The following is a 15,529-nucleotide window of genomic DNA, read 5'->3' on the forward strand; positions in this document are numbered from 1 at the left end:
AGTTCCAGTTTACAGACCCATCGCATCAATAACTGTCGACAGTTTGTGATGGCCCGAAATCGCAGTTATGCACCGATACTTGCCCAGGATCAACAAACCAAGGGCCTTTAGCCTTTCGTCTAGGTTAAAATTCAGCCGTTTTTCAGTATGGTTGAGCCTAGATGCGGGGCTAACTGTCAACAATCATAACAAGGCCCCTGAAACCTCAGGTGATAACAATAAAGGGGCCGGACAATGTCCTACCAAGCAGAGTACGCACAATCGATCGCGAATCCCGAAGACTTCTGGGCCGAAAAGGCCGCCGCGCTTCAGTGGTTCAAGGCACCGCAACGCATCCTCTCGCAGGACGAAAACGGTATCGATCGCTGGTTTGCCGACGGCGAACTCAATACCGCCTACCTGGCGCTGGATGTTCACGTAGAGGAAGGGCGGGGCGACCAGACGGCGCTGATCTACGACTCGCCGGTGACCGCTACCCGGCGCCAGTTCAGCTATCGCGAGCTGCGTGACCAGGTGGCCCGCTTTGCCGGTGTGCTGCAGGCGCAGGGCGTCGCCAAAGGCGATCGGGTGGTGATCTACATGCCGATGATCCCGGAAGCGGTGGTGGCGATGCTGGCGGTCGCCCGTCTCGGTGCCGTCCATTCGGTGGTTTTCGGCGGCTTCGCAGCGCCGGAGCTGGCAATGCGAATCGAGGACGCCGAGCCCAAAGTGATAGTGTCCGCGTCCTGCGGCATCGAAGTCGACAAGGTCATCCCCTACAAGCCGTTGCTGGACGAGGCGATCGAACGTTCCAGTCACAAGCCTGAGCGCTGTGTGGTGTTCCAGCGCAGCATGATCACCGCCTCGATGGTTCCGGGGCGGGACCTGGACTGGGTCGAGGCGATGAAGGATGCCCAGGACGCCGGCTGCGTGCCGGTGAAGGGGACCGATCCGCTCTATATCCTCTATACCTCCGGCACGACCGGCAAGCCCAAGGGGGTCGTGCGCGACAACGGCGGTCATGCGGTGGCGCTGCGCTATTCGATGAAGGCCATCTACAACATGGATCCGGGCGAGGTGTTCTGGGCCGCGTCCGATGTCGGCTGGGTCGTGGGACACTCCTATATCGTCTATGCCCCCTGCTGGCCGGCTGCACCACCCTGGTGTACGAGGGCAAGCCTGTGCGTACCCCTGATGCCGGCGCTTTCTGGCGCGTCTGTGCCGACTACGGTGTCAAGGCGCTGTTCGCTGCGCCGACCGCTTTTCGCGCCATCAAGAAGGAGGATCCCCGGGGCGAACGGCTGCGACAGTATGACCTGTCGAAACTGGAAACCATTTTCATGGCCGGCGAGCGCCTCGATCCACCGACCTACCACTGGACCCTCGAAGTCACCGGCAAGCCGGTCGTGGATCACTGGTGGCAAACCGAGACCGGCTGGGCGATCTGCGGCAATCCGACCGGTATCGAGATGCTGGAGCCCAAACCCGGCTCGGCCACCGTGCCGGTGCCGGGCTTCAACGTGCAGATCCTCGATCCCGCGGGTCAGGAAATGCCGGCCGGGGAGCAGGGCAGTGTGGCACTGAAGCTGCCGTTGCCGCCGGGCTGCCTGCCGACCGTCTGGGGCAATTTCGAACGTTTTCGTGCCGGCTATCTGAGCGATTTCCCCGGCTTTTACTGCTCGGGGGATGGCGGTTACAAGGACGGGGACGGCTATGTCTTCATCATGGGGCGGACGGACGATGTCATTAATGTCGCCGGGCACCGGCTCTCCACCGGTGAAATGGAGGAGATCGTCGCGGCCCATCCGGCGGTAGCCGAATGCGCGGTGATCGGCATCAACGACGAGCTCAAGGGTCAGCAGCCGGTCGGCCTGGTGCTGCTCAAGGATGGCGTCGAGGTCGACGAGGCGGCACTCGAGGCCGAGCTGGTGGCCAGCGTGCGCAAGGAGATCGGAGCGGTCGCCTGTTTCCGGCGTGCGGTGGTGGTGCAGCGCCTGCCCAAGACCCGTTCCGGCAAGATCCTGCGCAAGCTGCTGCGCCAGATCGCCGACGGTCAGGCATACAGCGTGCCGTCGACCATCGATGACCCGACCAGCCTGTCGGAAATCGAGGCGGCGCTCGACAGTCGCGGGCTGGTGGCCCGAAGCTGAGGACCGGCGCCGACAGAGGCCCGTCCCGGGCCTTTGTCGCCATGTGGAGACAATTAAATATCTTTGTAAATCAGTTAATTAAATTAACTTATTCAGAAAATACAACTTTTCCGTATCGATATTCCATATTCATCTAATTATTGAACGACCGTTTTTGCTAGCATCCATCCGACAGAGTTGAATCTGTCCTGAATGACGTGGGCCAGCCGCCGACGACCGTTCCGGGCGCCAAGGATCAACTCAGAAAGATCCTCTCCCGAAATGGCAAAATCCGGGCAACCGGATGACGCAAAGTCACGGGTCCCTCGCTGGATAGCCGGACTACCGAACGAGAGTCACGCCTCTTCAGCCGGTAGCTGTGGGTCTTTCGCGCAAGCGTTGTTCAGGATTCACAGGTTGCCGGTATTTGCCTGCCGTATGCCGCCGATCCGCAGCCGGGTCGATTATCCGTTATCGCTTGCGGAAATTTCCGATTTGTCACGCTACCCTTTGCAGGGGCGGTCTCCGGCCGCACCGAGGATGCGAAGGACAGAAATACACTCGAAAAGCGAGCCCCGCACACCGGCTTTCGGGGCGAGCAGGGAGACTAAGGATGAATATCATACGCACAGGCTCTCTTGCCGGATGCCTGCTATCCGTTTTCGTCAGTTGCAGCACCCTGGCCGCACCGGGTCAGGGCGGCGCCGCCGCCTTCTCCGGTGATCCGGACCGGCTGCCGCCGGGACGGCTCAAATCCCAGATCGAGAAACTGCCGCCGGCCGCGCAGCAGCGTGCGCTGGAATGGCTCGAGCGCTTCGATATACCGGTCGAGGATTACGAATTTCTGCACGTCGACGGTGACGGGGCCATCTTCTATGCCGATACGGTGCTGCCCGACGAGGCCGACGGCACCACGGAACCGAGCGAGCCGGGCGTCGAGGCGATTGCACCGGAAGACGCCTTCCTGTTGCATAGCCGGCCGGGCGCGAGCCAGGTGGTGTTTCTCGACTTCGACGGTCATGTGATCACGGACACCGCCTGGAACAGCGGCGGCGCTTCGTCCTACTTTGCGCGCCCCTACGATACCGATGGCAATCCCACCGGTTTCAGTGACAGCGAACGCAACCAGATCGCCGAGATCTGGCACCGGGTCGCCGAGGACATGGCGCCCTTCGACATCGATGTCACGACCGAGGACCCGGGCGGTTTCGGCCCGACCACCGGCCATGTGCTGATCACGGACAGTACCGACGAAACCGGCTCGCCGATGCCCCACTCGTCGGCGGGCGGGGTGGCGTATGTCGGAGTCTGGGGGCTTCGTACTATACCTACTATCAGCCGGCGCTGGTCTATTACGACAACCTCGGCGGCGGTTTCCCGCCCTATGTCTCGGAAGCCTCGAGCCACGAGTTCGGGCATAACCTGGGGCTCGGTCACGATGGCACCTCGACGACGGGTTATTACAGCGGCCATGGCTCCGGTTACATCTCCTGGGCCCCGGTGATGGGCGTGGGTTACTACAACAACGTCACCCAGTGGAGCAAAGGCGAGTACGCCGATGCCAACAATACCCAGGACGACGTTGCGATCATCAGCGGCCAGCTCGGCTACCGCAGCGATGATCACGGCAACAGTCCCGGCAGTGCGACGGCGCTGCAGGTCGATGCCGATGGCATCGTGGCGGTGACCTTCCCCGAGATCGATCCCTACAACCAGGATCCGGCCAACAAGGGGGTGATCGAGACGCGTAGCGACGTCGACCTGTTCTGGTTCGACACCGCCGAAGGCTACGTAACCTTCAACCTGCTGCCGGCCTGGAAGCTTTCTACCGCGACAGCCGGCGCGGCGCCAATCTCGATATCGAGGCCAAACTTTATGACGCTCTGGGCAACCCCGTGGCCAGCAGCGACCTGAGCGGCGATACTATGGCTCAGCTCGATCAGTACGTACCGGCTGGCCGCTACTACCTGCAGATCAGCGGCGTCGGCAGTGCCGCGAGCCCCTACAGCGACTATGGCAGCCTCGGTTTCTATTACATCTCTGGCACTGTCCAGCCGGCGGTCACCGACGATACGCCGCCGACGGTGAATTCTGCAGGCTGGTGGGCCACGTTGCCCGCTGCGAGCAGTACCAGCAGTATCGATATGGCCGTCAATGCCGCCTCGGATGACTCCGGCGTCGTCGAATACTGGTTCCAGTGCGTGACCGGCGGCAGCGGCTGCGGTTACAGCGGCTGGCAGGGCAGTACCCAATACAGCGCGACGGGACTGGCGCCGGGGACCCTCTATAGCTTCCAGGTCAAGGCACGGGACGCTTACGGCAACGAAACCGCCTGGTCGTCGATACAGAGTGCGACGACCTACGCCAATCAGGTGCCGGTGGCAAACGACGACAGCGCCTCGACCGACGCGGGGGTGGCCGTTTCGATCCCGGTACTGGCCAACGATACCGATGCCGACGGTGACAGCCTCAACATCGAAACGGTTGGCGCCAGCAGCGATGGTAGCGTCGTCGCCAGCGGGGGCGAGCTGGTCTACACGCCCGCAGCTGGCTTCAGTGGCACCACCAGCTTCACTTATACCGTTACCGACGGGCTGGCGGAGTCCGCTCCGGCGACCGTGACGGTCACCGTCCATGCGGTGAACGGTGCGCCGGTGGCTGCCGATGACAGCGCCTCGGTCGGACTGAACAGCAGTGTCGTGATCGATGTGCTCGCCAATGACAGCGACCCCGACGGCGACAGCCTGACGATCGCCAGCGTCACCGGCGCCAACAAGGGAAGCCTGACCCACGACGGCAGCCAGGTCACCTACAGCAGTGGCAACAGGCGCGGTGGCGACAGTTTCACTTATACCGTTATCGACAGTAACGGCGGTTCTGCAACTGCCACCGTCTCGGTCAACATCAGTCCGGACGGCGGCGGTGACAGCGGGGGAGGTGATGGTGGCGACACCGGCGGTGGCGGCAAATGTCACCCGAAGAAAGGCTGTTGAATCTAACCCGGCATACGAATACTCCGTATGCCGGGTAACCGTAGGAGCCCGGCCTCCGGGCGAACCGAGTGCCTGCCCAGGCCTGTTCGCCCACGGGGCGGGCTCCTACAAAGCTGTCACCGATTCTCCCGATCCGAAATCGCATTCAGGACCCGGTCGAGCATCAGGCTCGACAGCATCCGTTTCAGGCCGCCGAGCAGATAGGTCGGGGTCGTGACGTAGTAGCGCGGCCGCGCGCGCGGCGCTTCCAGTGCCAGGATCACCTTTTCCAGCACGGCCTCCGGCCTTTTGGTGAACCGATCCTTCTTCTGGGTACCTTCGGCGGCCAGGCGCCGTTCGACCGCTTCGTAGGTCTGGCGATGGGCGCTGGCCTCGACATCGATATGCTGCTTGAACATGCGATAGGCGTTTTCACGGAAGCGGCTGAGCACAGGTCCCGTATCGATCAGCGAAACCTGAATGCCGCTACCGTCCAGCTCCTGGCGCAGGGTGTCGGTCAGCCCTTCGAGCGCGAACTTGGAGGCGTTGTAGGCGCCGCGGTACTTCAGCGTGATCAGTCCCAGTACCGAGCTGTGCTGGATGATCCGCCCGTAGCCCTGGCGGCGCATGACCGGCAGCACCCGGCAGGTCAGCTCATGGGTGCCGAAGAGGTTGGTCTCGAACTGGGCGCGCAGCACCTCGCGGCTGAGATCCTCGACCGCGCCCGGCTGTCCATAGGCGCCATTGTTGAACAGCGCATAGAGTGTGCCGCCGGTCTGCGCCAGCACCCGGTCGACCGCCGCGGCGATCGAGGCCGGGTCGTCGAGGTCGAGCCGGCAGGCCTCGAAGCCCTGCTCGCGCAGGTGTTCGACGTCCTCGGGTTTGCGCGCTGTGGCGAAGACACGGTAGCCGCGCTCGCGCAGCGCCAGTGCGACATGGTGTCCGATTCCGCTGGAGCAGCCGGTGATCAGGATGCTCTTTTCCATTTCTTGGTGCCCTGGTGATCCCTGGAGAGCGCATGCTACCAGAACCGGCCGCCGACTTCAGAGGTAGAAGGCGGACAGGAGCATGACGGCGAGCAGCGACAGTGGCATCGAACAGAGGATGACGGCGGCAATCAGGTCCTTGGGCCCCTGGTACTGGCTGGCCAGGATGTAGCTCAGTACCGCGACCGGCATGCAGGCCTGAATCAGCAGCGACTCTGCCAGCAACTCGGGCATCGGCAGCAGTTGCAGGACGATCAGCGCCGCAGCGGCCCCGATCAGCACCCGACCGGCACTGAGCAGCCCGATCAGTCCGAAACCGATGTTGCCTCCGAGGCGGATCGACGCCAGCGAGCGGCCGAGCAGCAGCAGCATGATCGGCACCGTAATGCCGGCCAGCAGGTCCAGGGTATCCATAATCGGCGCCGGTACCGGGATATCGGCGAGCAGCAGCAGGACGCCAACCAGCAGCGCGATCACCGAGCCGTTGGCAAGCAGCGCCCTCGGGTCGAGCCGCCCGGACATCAGCCAGGCGCCGAGGGAGAGATTGCTGAGGCCGACGGTGGTCGATACGACCACCGCATAAGGCAGGGCATCGGGGCCGAGCAGCGCATAAACCACCGGGATGCCGAGGTTGCCGGTGTTGGGGTTTGACAGCACCGGCACCAGAAAACGCAGCGGCTGACGGGCGATCTTCAGCAGCGCAGCCGCCATCAATACCGACAGGGCCAGCATGGCGAGGGTGGCCAGGATTGTCTGCGACAACTGGCTGATACCGGCGTCCATGCGCAGCAGCGAGTTGAGCAGCAGTGCCGGCAGACCGATGACCATGACCAGCTGGGGCAGGTCGGGGTCGTCGAGCAGTCGGGTACGCCGGCTCAGTATCCAGCCAAGGCCGGTGCAGACCAGTACCGGCGTCAGGCTGGCCAGAAAGGGAATCACCATCGTCTATTGCTCCCGCGGGACGCAAAAGGCGTGATGATAACGCTAACGCCTTTCTTGCTGAAGAGGGTCTTGCTGAAGGGGTTCCGGCAGAAGGGGGCCGGCGGCCGGCGGCGGCTGGCGGGCAGTCGTACCTCGAAGCAGCTGCCGGCACCGGGGGCGCTGGTTTCGCTGACGCAGCCGTGATGGGCTTCGGCAATGGCCCGCACCAGGCTGAGCCCAAGCCCGAGCCCCTTGCTGCTGCGGCTGCGATCGCCGCGGAACAGGCGCTGGTAGATATGCGGACGGTCGGCGGCGGCAATACCGATGCCGCTGTCGGAGATCCGGAACAGCACGGCGTCGGTCCCGGCGTGGGCCTCGAGCCGGACCTCACCGCCGGCCGGCGTATATTTGATGGCATTGTCGATCAGGTTGGCGAGCACCTGTCGGAGCCGGTTCGGATCGGCCTCGAGCGGGATCGGACCTTCGGCCCTGAGATGGACCGAGATGCCGGCGTCCTCGGCGCTGTACTGGTAAAGTTCGGCCATTTCCCGCAGCAGGCGGGCGCCGTCCAGCGGCTGGTAGTCCAGTTGCAGCAGGCCGTATTCCGCCTCGGCGATATCCATCAGGGTTTTCAGCATCGATTCGATGCGTCCACATTCCTCGATGCTCTCGCTCAGCGCCTGGATCTGCTGGGCTGTCAGGGTCTCCTGCGGTTGCAGCAGTTGCTGCTCGAGGTTGAGGCGCAGACGCGCCAGCGGAGTGCGCAGGTCGTGGGCGACATGGTCGAGCGATTCCCGCATGCCGTTGACCAGCTGGCCGATGGTCGCGAGCATGGCGTTGACCTGGACCGAGAGGCGCCCGAGTTCCGAGCGGTCATCACGCACCGGCACCCGGGCCGACAGTTCCCGGCTCGAGCGAATGGTCTCGACGGTGTCGATGAGGTCGCGGATCGGTCTCAGGGTGCGCCGGTTGATGTAGACCATCAGCGCCACGGCCAGTATCCAGATCGGCGCGACCAGGGCCGCCATGGCCCAGCGATACTCCACGCGCTGAGACCGTCGCGCCGCCGCATCGAGCCCGATCAGGATCTCCCGGCCGGCGCCGAGCGAAGCCCGTCCGAGCAGCCAGCGGCTGCCATCGCCGGCGCTGGTCTCGACCCAGCCGTCGCCTGGCGCGGCCGGTGGCTCGAGCGTCTGCCAGCGGCCCGCGCCATAGATCGCGCCGGAGGGCATGCGGATAAGCCAGTTGCCGAGCAGGCCTCCTGCTGCTCTTCATCGAGTACGCCGTACAATTTGGCGAGCTCGCCGTGGCCGGCAATGCGCTGATAGTTCTCGAGGCGGGCCTTGAGCAGTTCACGGTCGCGGTCGGCCAGGGAGCGCCCCAGAAGCTGATCGACGATCAGCCCCATGCCGAGTATGGCGATGCCGAGCACGGCACCCAGTCGCAGGCTCAGCAGCCAGCCCGTGGCACGGCGCCGGTCAGTCGGCACGCAGGACATAGCCGACACCCCGGATGGTATGCAGCAGTTTGGGTTCGAAGTCCTTGTCGATCTTGCCTCGCAGCCGGCACACCAGCACATCGACGACGTTGGTCTGGGGGTCGAACTGATAGTCCCACAGCTGTTCCAGAATCATCGTCTTCGACAGAATGCGTCCGGGGTTCTGCAGCAGGTATTCCAGCAGCGCGAACTCCCGCGGCTGCAGCTGGATCGGCGTGCCGGCGCGCTGAACGCTGCGATCGAGGCGGTCCAGCTCGAGATCGGCGAGTTGCAACCGGCTGCAGCCGGCGGCTGGCTGGGTGCGTCTGAGCAGCGCCTGGATGCGGGCCTGCAGCTCGACGAAGGAGAAGGGCTTGACCAGGTAATCGTCACTGCCGCTGCGCAGCCCCGTAACGCGGTCATCCACCGAGTGGCGCGCACTGAGGATCAGGATCGGCATCGTCTGGCCGCGGGCGCGCAGCTCGCGGATCAGGCTGAGGCCGTCGAGGCCCGGCAGCATCAGGTCGATGACGGCGGCGTCGTGGGCCGTCTGCTCGGCGATATCCAGGGCATCGCGGCCATCGGCGACATGGTTGACGGTAAAGCCGTCCTCGCGAAAGCCGTTCTGAATAAAGCGGGCGATGGTCAGGTCATCTTCGACCAGCAGCAGTTTCAATTTGGGTTCGGCTCCGTATCGGTAGAGGCCTTAAGCTAACATCTGCTGCAAACGGGCCCAAGAGCCGGCGGCCAACCTTTCAGAATTGTAATGGGCCGGCAAGGTTCGGGTAAGGCTGTGGGCTTAAGCTCAGGCCATCGACATTACCCAACCAGGAGAACGACGATGAAAAAACTGATGCTCATTCCGCTGCTGCTCGCAGGCTCCCATGCTCTGGCCGACCAGCCCCGTCTGGCGGTCGTCTCCCACGACCAGGCGCGCGAACTGGCCGCTGCGGCGGTTGCCGAGTGCCAGGCCCAGGGCTATGCGGTCTCGGCCGCGGTGGTCGATCGCAGCGGTGTGCTGGCAGGTTTTTCCCGCCACGAGCAGGCCGGTCCCCATACCGTGACCAGCGCCCAGGGCAAGGCCTTCACCGCCGCCAGCATGGGCCGTCCGACCGGTGACATCGCCAAGGCCGTGGCCGGCAACGCCGAGCTGGAAGGTCTGAGAGACATGCATCCGAACCTGCTGATTCTCAACGGTGGCCTGCCGCTGAAGGTGGGCGACGCCAAGATCGGCGGTATCGGTGTCGGTGGCGCGCCCGGCGGCCATCTGGATGCCGCCTGCGCCCAGGCCGCCATCGACAAGGTGCTCGGCGCCTGATCAGGGCAGATCATCGTAGGAGCCTCGCCGCGAGGCGGACAGCGCCTCATTCGGAGATCGTGCCACGTCATTCGCGGCGAGGCGCGCTTCCTACGGGGGACTGGTCAAATACAGTAGGAGCGCCGCCCCGGTGCGAATAACGACCGTGCTCTATTGATTCGCACCGGGGACATGCCCGTTGGGTACGGAGGCGCCCAGGGTGTTATTCCTCGATTTTCAGGATTACCGTTCGACCGGCAGGACGTCCGGATTACGGATTTCGGCGACGAAGTCGTAGGCATCCCCCGGGAACCAGGAGCGGGTGAATTCCACCGGCGTGTCGTCGGCCAGCAGCCCGAGACGCTCGATGTAGAGCACGGCGCTGTTGACCGGTATGCCCAGGTGGTGGGCGCGCGCCTCGTCGATCGAAATCGCCCGCAGCCGCTGCAGCGCCTTGACCGGCCGCAGCCCCTTCTCCGACATCACCTGGTACAGCGAGTCCTCGACCACGAAGGGATTCTCCAGATAGCGGCGGGGAATCGACGCCATCTCCAATCCCATTGGCTGGTCGTCGACCAGCCGCAGCCGGTGGAAACGCACCACCTCGTCGTCCGGCCCGAGCCGCAGCGCCTGCTGCTCCTCCTCGGTGGCCAGGCCGAGCGAGCGGTCCAGCCACTTGGAGCCGGGTGTGCGGCCGCGCTCGCGCATCACCTCGGAAAAACTCTTGAGGAAATTCAGCGGCTGCTCGACACGGTCGCTGACGAAGGTGCCGACCCCTGGCGCTGGATCAGCAGGCCTTCCGTCACCAGATCGTCGATGGCCCGTCGCACCGTGACGCGCGAAACTCCCATGGTGCCGGCGATTTCCCGCTCCGGCGGTATGGCGTCGCCATATCGCAGCACGCCATTGCGAATGGCGTCGCGGATCCGTTGCTGCAGCTGCAGATACAGCGGCCTGGCTTCGCGGGCGCTCTGTACCGGGGTGTCGAAGATCTTGTGTATCAGGCTGTCGTTTCTGTCCATGATGGATTCCGGTTGACGGCTGTGCCGGCACGGCCGGCAGCGGTTTCAGGATTCCTGGCCCACCGTTTTCATCTGTGCCAGTTCCGCGGTGGAATGCACGTTACCGGCTTCGAGGCGCCGCAGCGACCTGCCGTCGGCATCGAACAGGTGGGCATTGCGGGGAGCGAAGGATACCTCGATTCGCTCGCCGGTGGTAACGGTGCTGTCGCCGCTGCCGCGCACCACGATTTCGGAGCCGTCGGCCAGGGTCATGTAGATGTAGCTGGCTTCGCCGAGCCGCTCGACCAGGGTCACGTCGCCGACCAGCACGGTGCCGGCCCCGGCCGACTCGAGCAGGTGCTCAGGCCGTACGCCGAGGGTCACCGGATCGCCGATCTTGAGGGTGCCGGTTTCGACACAGGCACGGCTGCGGCAGCCGTTGCCGAGCTGGATCTCGACATGGCCGTTGCCGATCTCGGCGACCTTGCCGTCGAGGAAGTTCATCTTCGGCGAGCCGATGAAGCCGGCGACGAAGCGGGTGGTCGGATGCTGGTACAGCTCCAGCGGGGTGCCGCACTGCTCGACCCGGCCCTGGTTCATCACCACGATCTTGTCGCCGAGGGTCATCGCCTCGACCTGGTCGTGGGTGACGTAGATGATGGTGGCGCCGAGCTCCTGGTGCAGCTTGCCGATCTCGACCCGCGTCTTGACGCGCAGCGCGGCATCGAGGTTCGACAGCGGCTCGTCGAACAGGAACACATTGGGGTCGCGTACGATGGCCCGACCGATCGCGACGCGCTGGCGCTGACCGCCGGACAGTTCCCGTGGCAGACGGTCGAGCAGATGGTCGATGTGGAGGATCTTCGCCGCTTCGCGCACCTTGGCCTCGATGTCGGCCTTGCTCTTGCCGGCGATCTTGAGGCCATAGGACATGTTTTTGTATACCGACATGTGCGGGTAGAGCGCATAGGACTGGAACACCATGGCGATACCACGCTGCGCCGGCGGCAGCCTGTTCACCACGCGATTGCCGATCTCGAGCGTACCGCTGCTGATCTCCTCGAGACCGGCGATCAGGCGCAGCACCGTCGACTTGCCGCAGCCGGAGGCGCCCACCAGTACCACGAACTCGCCGTGTTTGATATCGAGGTCGATGCCGTGCAGAACCGGCACGTCGCCGTAGCTTTTCTTGATGTTGTCGAGTTTGACGTCAGCCATGATAAATCTCTCGGGTTGTCGTTATTGTTTCGTCGATCCGTCCTACTTCACGGCACCGGAGGTGAGGCCGCGAATCAGCTGACGGGAGAAAATCACGTAGAGCACCAGTACCGGCACGATCGCCAGGGTCAGGGACGACAGCACCGCGTTCCAGTCGGTGACGTACTGGCCGATGAACTGCTGCACGCCCAGGGTGATGGTCTGGGTTTCGTTGCTCGGCGCCAGGATCAGCGGGAACCAGAGGTCGTTCCAGATCGGGATCATGGTGAACACTGCGACCGTCGCCATTGCCGGCCGGATCAGCGGCAGGATGATGGTGAAGAAGATCTTGTATTCGCTGACGTTGTCGCAGCGCGCCGCCTCCTTGAGCTCCTTCGGCACCTGGCGGATGAACTCCGACAGGATGAAAACCGCCAGCGGCAGCCCCTGGGCGATGTAGACCAGCACCAGCGCGGTGCGGGTGTTGACCAGGTGCAGCGTCGACATCAGCTCGAGGATGCTGACGGTGCCGAGGCGGATCGGGATCATGATGCCCATCGCGATCAGGATGGCGATGAAAAGGTTGCCGCGGAAGCGGTACTCGGTCAGTGCCCAGGCCGCCATGGCGCCGAACAGCAGCACGAAGAACAGCGCGGCGACGGTGACGATCAGGCTGTTGCCGAAATAGAGACCGAAATCGGCGCGCCCGAGCACCTCGGCGAAGCCCTCGACGCTGAAGGAATCCGGCGTCGGCAGGGCCAGCGGATCGTTGAAGATCGCACGCCGGCTCTTGAACGAGTTGACGATGATCACCAGGATCGGGAACAGCGCGATGACGGTGTAGGTCAGCAGCACCGCATGGGTCATCAGGGCCTTGCCGGCGCTGTGCGTCAGTCCGAGCCGGTGCATCAGCGAAGGTCTTTCCAGTGCGGGATTGAGCATGTGGGTTCTCCTCAGAGCTGGAAGCGTTTCAGGCGGCGCTGGATCACGAACAGGTAAAGCATCACGCCGACCAGGATCACCAGGAACATCAGGGTCGCGACGGCGGCGCCCATCGTCGTGCTGCCACTTTGCAGCTGGAAGCCGAAGAAGGTGCGGTAGAAGAGGGTGCCCATAATGTCGGTCGAGAAGTTTGGCCCGGCCAAAGCGCCCTTGACGGCATAAATCAGCTCGAAGGCATTGAAGTTGGCCACGAAGGTCAGGATCGACACCATCGCGATGGTGGGCAGGATCAGCGGCAGCTTGATGTTCCAGAAGGTCTGCCAGGCGTTCGATCCGTCAACGACGCTGGCGTCGATCAGGTCGTCGGGAATGCTGAGCATGGCGGCATAGATCAGCATCATCGGGATGCCGACGAACTGCCAGACCGAAATCAGCGCCAGGGTGATCAGCGCGGAACTCTCCTTGCCGAGCCAGGCATCGAAGTACTGTCCGAGGCCGATGCTGTACATGAACTCCTCGCTGATACCCCAGATCGGGCTCAGCAGCAGTTGCCAGACGAAGCCGATGATCACCACCGACAGCATGGTCGGCATGAAGATGAGCGTGCGGTAGGTATTGCGCAGGCGCAGCTTCGGCGAACTGAGCAATGCCGCCAGGAAGAGGCCGATCGGATTCTGTACCAGCATGTGAATCAGGAAGAACTTGGTGTTGTTCCAGAGCGCATTCCAGAACGGCTCGGACCAGACCGCATCGAGCAACAGGGTGCGGTAGTTGTCGAGCCCGGCGAAGACGCGCTGTCCGCCCTCGGTTTCCTGGAAGAAACCGAGCCACAGGGTATCGAGCAGCGGGTAGACGCTGAAAGTCAGGTAGATCAGCAGGCCCGGCCCGAGGAAGACCAGGATGTGCCAGGGAAACTGGCGTGGTTGATAGTCGGACATGGTTGGGTACCGGTTATTAGTCTGTCGAATCGTAGGAGCGCCGCACCCAAAGGGCACTTCCCCGGTGCGAATGAACCCGGGGCAGTGCCAACCCTGTTCGCCGGGAGGCCCGGCTCCTACGTTGAAGCAGGGCCGGCGGCGCCGGCCCGCCTGCCTTACTGGTGCGGTCCGTACCACTGCCTGAGACCGTTCTCGACCTGTTCGGCAGCCTGTGCCGGCTTCAGGGTGCCGTTGAGCACCTGGGCGCTGACGTTCCAGAGTTCGTTCTCCATACTCGGCGTGCCGCGCGAGAGGATCTGGTAGGAGTTGCGAATGGTCTGTTCGCAGTTCTGCCGCCAGCTCAGGAACTGCTGTGCGACCGGGTCGCGAATCTCGATCTGGTGATTCGACAGCGAGAAGAAGCCGGGCAGCTGATTGGAATAGAGTTCGGCGAACTGCTGGCTCGCCATCCAGTCGACGAAGGTGCGTGCGGCGTCCTTGTTCGGGCTGTTGGCGTTGATGCCGATGGCGATATCGGTATGGTCACTGATGTAACAGCTGTCCTGGCCATCGGGTACCGGCGGCGGGAAAGCGCCGAATTCGAAGTCTGCCTGGTCATTGAAGGTCGGAATGTCCCAGGAACCGGCCGGGTAGATGACGCCGCGGCCGAGGGTGAAGAGGTTCTGGGAGTCGGCGTACTTTTGTGCCTGGTAGCCGCGGCCCATGTAGGGGCTCCATTTCGCCATCTGCTCCCAGACCTGGACGTACTGCGGGTCGGTCAGCTTTTCCGTGCCCTCGATCAGCGCCTTGCGGCCGGCCTCGCCCTTCCAGTAATTCGGACCTATGTTCTGGAACCCCATGGTGGCGGCTTCCCACTGGTCGGAGGTGCCCATCACCAGCGGCACGTAGCGGCTCTCGCTCTTGATGGTCTCGAGCACCTTGAAGAATTCCGATTCGGTTTTCGGGATCTCCAGGTTCAGCTCGGCAAACAGCTCCTTGTTGTAAATGAAGCCGTGGATGACCGAGGCCATCGGCAGGCAGAAGCTCGTCTGGCCATCGTCGGTCTGCCAGGCGCTGCGGGCGAATTCGGAAAAATGTTGCATCCCCGGCAGGTCGTCGAGCGCTTCCAGGTGACCCTTGTTATAAAGGTCCAGCGAGACGTCGAAGGGCCTGCAGGTGATCAGGTCGCCGGCGGTTCCCCCTGCAGTTTGGCCTGCAATGCCGAGTTGTAGTCGCTCGGCGGCGTCGGCGAGAACACCAGTTCGATCTCCGGGTGGGCCTGGTTGAAGGCTGGAATAATGACGTCGTTCCAGATTTTGCTGTCGTCGTTGCGCCAGCTTTCGATGACCAGCTTGTCGGCCGAGAGGGCACTGGCCGAAGCGCCGCTCAGTGCGATGCCCAGGGCAAGGGTCGTTGCGAAGCGGTGAGGTGTGGGAATGTTCATTATTGTTCTGTCTCCGTGGCTGTGATGTAAACAGGGGTGGTATGAACCTTTCCTGTCTGTCGCAGGTGTTGATAGGACCAATGTAGACCAGTGGTATGGGTCTATGCAATACCATTGACGCTGTTTTTTTCGCTCCCCATTAGACCCTGTAGCAATAAAGACGCCGAAAACATCACTAAAAAGCCTCTTGTGCTGATGCCGTTAACTGGTATTGTATAGGTATTGTTGTGGCCTGGCCTGGCCTGCTCGCAGCATAAAAACAACACC

16 protein-coding genes, 1 pseudogene and 1 riboswitch are annotated in these 15,529 nt (G+C 63.2%); of the genes and pseudogenes, 5 read left to right on the forward strand and 12 right to left on the reverse strand.

The features are described from left to right. Positions 1 to 234 precede the first annotated feature (234 nt). The 4 genes and pseudogenes from ACFQDL_RS26345 to ACFQDL_RS26360 all read left to right on the forward strand — a co-directional run bounded on the left by ACFQDL_RS26345 (position 235) and on the right by ACFQDL_RS26360 (position 5,101). Positions 235 to 2,129 (forward strand): annotated as a pseudogene (locus ACFQDL_RS26345) (propionyl-CoA synthetase). Between the two features lie 253 nt (positions 2,130 to 2,382). Beyond that, positions 2,383 to 2,458: riboswitch (cyclic di-GMP riboswitch) on the forward strand. A gap of 263 nt (positions 2,459 to 2,721) precedes the next feature. Beyond that, positions 2,722 to 3,612: a hypothetical protein gene (locus ACFQDL_RS26350; protein WP_379911591.1), complete on the forward strand. Its 891-nt coding sequence runs from the start codon at positions 2,722 to 2,724 to the stop codon at positions 3,610 to 3,612. Between the two features lie 5 nt (positions 3,613 to 3,617). After that, positions 3,618 to 4,022: a hypothetical protein gene (locus tag ACFQDL_RS26355; RefSeq protein WP_379911592.1), complete on the forward strand. Its 405-nt coding sequence runs from the start codon at positions 3,618 to 3,620 to the stop codon at positions 4,020 to 4,022. Further along, positions 4,004 to 5,101 carry a cadherin-like domain-containing protein gene (locus tag ACFQDL_RS26360; RefSeq protein ID WP_379911593.1) on the forward strand — a complete coding sequence of 366 codons (1,098 nt, stop codon included), beginning with the start codon at positions 4,004 to 4,006 and terminating at the stop codon, positions 5,099 to 5,101. The genes ACFQDL_RS26355 and ACFQDL_RS26360 overlap by 19 nt, the downstream gene beginning before the upstream one ends. A 116-nt stretch (positions 5,102 to 5,217) precedes the next feature. Here ACFQDL_RS26360 and ACFQDL_RS26365 read toward each other — a convergent pair whose 3' ends face one another. Genes ACFQDL_RS26365 through ACFQDL_RS26385 form a run of 5 tightly spaced genes read right to left on the reverse strand, consistent with a single transcriptional unit; the run spans position 5,218 to position 9,140 of the window. After that, positions 5,218 to 6,066: an SDR family oxidoreductase gene (locus ACFQDL_RS26365; RefSeq protein WP_379911594.1), complete on the reverse strand. Its 849-nt coding sequence runs from the start codon at positions 6,064 to 6,066 to the stop codon at positions 5,218 to 5,220. 57 nt (positions 6,067 to 6,123) lie between these two features. Beyond that, positions 6,124 to 7,008 (reverse strand): AEC family transporter, encoded by an 885-nt coding sequence (locus tag ACFQDL_RS26370; RefSeq protein ID WP_379911595.1) that lies wholly within the window; start codon positions 7,006 to 7,008, stop codon positions 6,124 to 6,126. Continuing rightward, a complete protein-coding gene (locus ACFQDL_RS26375) occupies positions 7,002 to 8,015 on the reverse strand; it encodes a sensor histidine kinase (protein WP_379913365.1) in 1,014 nt (337 codons plus the stop codon). The genes ACFQDL_RS26370 and ACFQDL_RS26375 overlap by 7 nt, the downstream gene beginning before the upstream one ends. A gap of 53 nt (positions 8,016 to 8,068) precedes the next feature. Beyond that, positions 8,069 to 8,485 carry a hypothetical protein gene (locus ACFQDL_RS26380; RefSeq protein WP_379911596.1) on the reverse strand — a complete coding sequence of 139 codons (417 nt, stop codon included), beginning with the start codon at positions 8,483 to 8,485 and terminating at the stop codon, positions 8,069 to 8,071. Further along, positions 8,466 to 9,140, reverse strand: coding sequence for a winged helix-turn-helix domain-containing protein (locus ACFQDL_RS26385; RefSeq protein WP_379911597.1), 675 nt, complete (start codon positions 9,138 to 9,140; stop codon positions 8,466 to 8,468). Before ACFQDL_RS26385 ends, ACFQDL_RS26380 begins: the two co-directional genes overlap by 20 nt. Before the next feature lie 165 nt (positions 9,141 to 9,305). Between ACFQDL_RS26385 and ACFQDL_RS26390 the strand changes: the two genes are divergently transcribed. Continuing rightward, complete coding sequence (locus tag ACFQDL_RS26390; RefSeq protein ID WP_379911598.1) at positions 9,306 to 9,782, forward strand: GlcG/HbpS family heme-binding protein; 477 nt, start codon at positions 9,306 to 9,308, stop codon at positions 9,780 to 9,782. 222 nt (positions 9,783 to 10,004) lie between these two features. Here ACFQDL_RS26390 and ACFQDL_RS26395 read toward each other — a convergent pair whose 3' ends face one another. The 7 genes from ACFQDL_RS26395 to ACFQDL_RS26425 form a co-directional block, all read right to left on the reverse strand. Next, a complete protein-coding gene (locus tag ACFQDL_RS26395; protein ID WP_379913367.1) occupies positions 10,005 to 10,469 on the reverse strand; it encodes a GntR family transcriptional regulator in 465 nt (154 codons plus the stop codon). Positions 10,470 to 10,495: 26 nt separating this feature from the next. Next, the gene (locus ACFQDL_RS26400) at positions 10,496 to 10,783 is read right to left on the reverse strand and encodes a GntR family transcriptional regulator (RefSeq protein ID WP_379911599.1); all 288 of its coding nucleotides are present in this window, start codon (positions 10,781 to 10,783) and stop codon (positions 10,496 to 10,498) included. A gap of 45 nt (positions 10,784 to 10,828) precedes the next feature. Further along, positions 10,829 to 11,980: an ABC transporter ATP-binding protein gene (locus tag ACFQDL_RS26405; RefSeq protein ID WP_379911600.1), complete on the reverse strand. Its 1,152-nt coding sequence runs from the start codon at positions 11,978 to 11,980 to the stop codon at positions 10,829 to 10,831. Positions 11,981 to 12,022: 42 nt separating this feature from the next. Continuing rightward, positions 12,023 to 12,901 (reverse strand): carbohydrate ABC transporter permease, encoded by an 879-nt coding sequence (locus ACFQDL_RS26410; protein ID WP_379911601.1) that lies wholly within the window; start codon positions 12,899 to 12,901, stop codon positions 12,023 to 12,025. Between the two features lie 11 nt (positions 12,902 to 12,912). After that, positions 12,913 to 13,839, reverse strand: a complete 927-nt coding sequence (locus tag ACFQDL_RS26415) for a carbohydrate ABC transporter permease (RefSeq protein WP_379911602.1) — start codon at positions 13,837 to 13,839, stop codon at positions 12,913 to 12,915. A gap of 155 nt (positions 13,840 to 13,994) precedes the next feature. After that, positions 13,995 to 15,038, reverse strand: coding sequence for an ABC transporter substrate-binding protein (locus ACFQDL_RS26420; RefSeq protein ID WP_379913369.1), 1,044 nt, complete (start codon positions 15,036 to 15,038; stop codon positions 13,995 to 13,997). Then, the gene (locus ACFQDL_RS26425; RefSeq protein ID WP_379913514.1) at positions 14,999 to 15,262 is read right to left on the reverse strand and encodes a hypothetical protein; all 264 of its coding nucleotides are present in this window, start codon (positions 15,260 to 15,262) and stop codon (positions 14,999 to 15,001) included. Before ACFQDL_RS26425 ends, ACFQDL_RS26420 begins: the two co-directional genes overlap by 40 nt. Between the last annotated feature and the right edge of the window lie 267 nt (positions 15,263 to 15,529).

Source organism: Marinobacterium aestuariivivens (assembly GCF_042661465.1).
GTDB classification, from domain to species: domain Bacteria; phylum Pseudomonadota; class Gammaproteobacteria; order Pseudomonadales; family Balneatricaceae; genus Marinobacterium_A; species Marinobacterium_A aestuariivivens.

Excerpts from the sequence above, each read along its gene's own strand:
- ACFQDL_RS26400 (WP_379911599.1), bottom strand. The coding sequence starts at position 10,783 with ATGGACAGAAACGACAGCCTGATACACAAGATCTTCGACACCCCGGTA.
- ACFQDL_RS26425 (WP_379913514.1), bottom strand. The coding sequence starts at position 15,262 with ATGAACATTCCCACACCTCACCGCTTCGCAACGACCCTTGCCCTGGGC.
- ACFQDL_RS26405 (WP_379911600.1), bottom strand. The coding sequence starts at position 11,980 with ATGGCTGACGTCAAACTCGACAACATCAAGAAAAGCTACGGCGACGTG.
- ACFQDL_RS26365 (WP_379911594.1), bottom strand. The coding sequence starts at position 6,066 with ATGGAAAAGAGCATCCTGATCACCGGCTGCTCCAGCGGAATCGGACAC.
- ACFQDL_RS26375 (WP_379913365.1), bottom strand. The coding sequence starts at position 8,015 with ATGGCGGCCCTGGTCGCGCCGATCTGGATACTGGCCGTGGCGCTGATG.
- ACFQDL_RS26380 (WP_379911596.1), bottom strand. The coding sequence starts at position 8,485 with ATGTCCTGCGTGCCGACTGACCGGCGCCGTGCCACGGGCTGGCTGCTG.
- ACFQDL_RS26370 (WP_379911595.1), bottom strand. The coding sequence starts at position 7,008 with ATGGTGATTCCCTTTCTGGCCAGCCTGACGCCGGTACTGGTCTGCACC.
- ACFQDL_RS26415 (WP_379911602.1), bottom strand. The coding sequence starts at position 13,839 with ATGTCCGACTATCAACCACGCCAGTTTCCCTGGCACATCCTGGTCTTC.
- ACFQDL_RS26410 (WP_379911601.1), bottom strand. The coding sequence starts at position 12,901 with ATGCTCAATCCCGCACTGGAAAGACCTTCGCTGATGCACCGGCTCGGA.
- ACFQDL_RS26350 (WP_379911591.1), top strand. The coding sequence starts at position 2,722 with ATGAATATCATACGCACAGGCTCTCTTGCCGGATGCCTGCTATCCGTT.
- ACFQDL_RS26395 (WP_379913367.1), bottom strand. The coding sequence starts at position 10,469 with ATGCGCGAGCGCGGCCGCACACCCGGCTCCAAGTGGCTGGACCGCTCG.
- ACFQDL_RS26390 (WP_379911598.1), top strand. The coding sequence starts at position 9,306 with ATGAAAAAACTGATGCTCATTCCGCTGCTGCTCGCAGGCTCCCATGCT.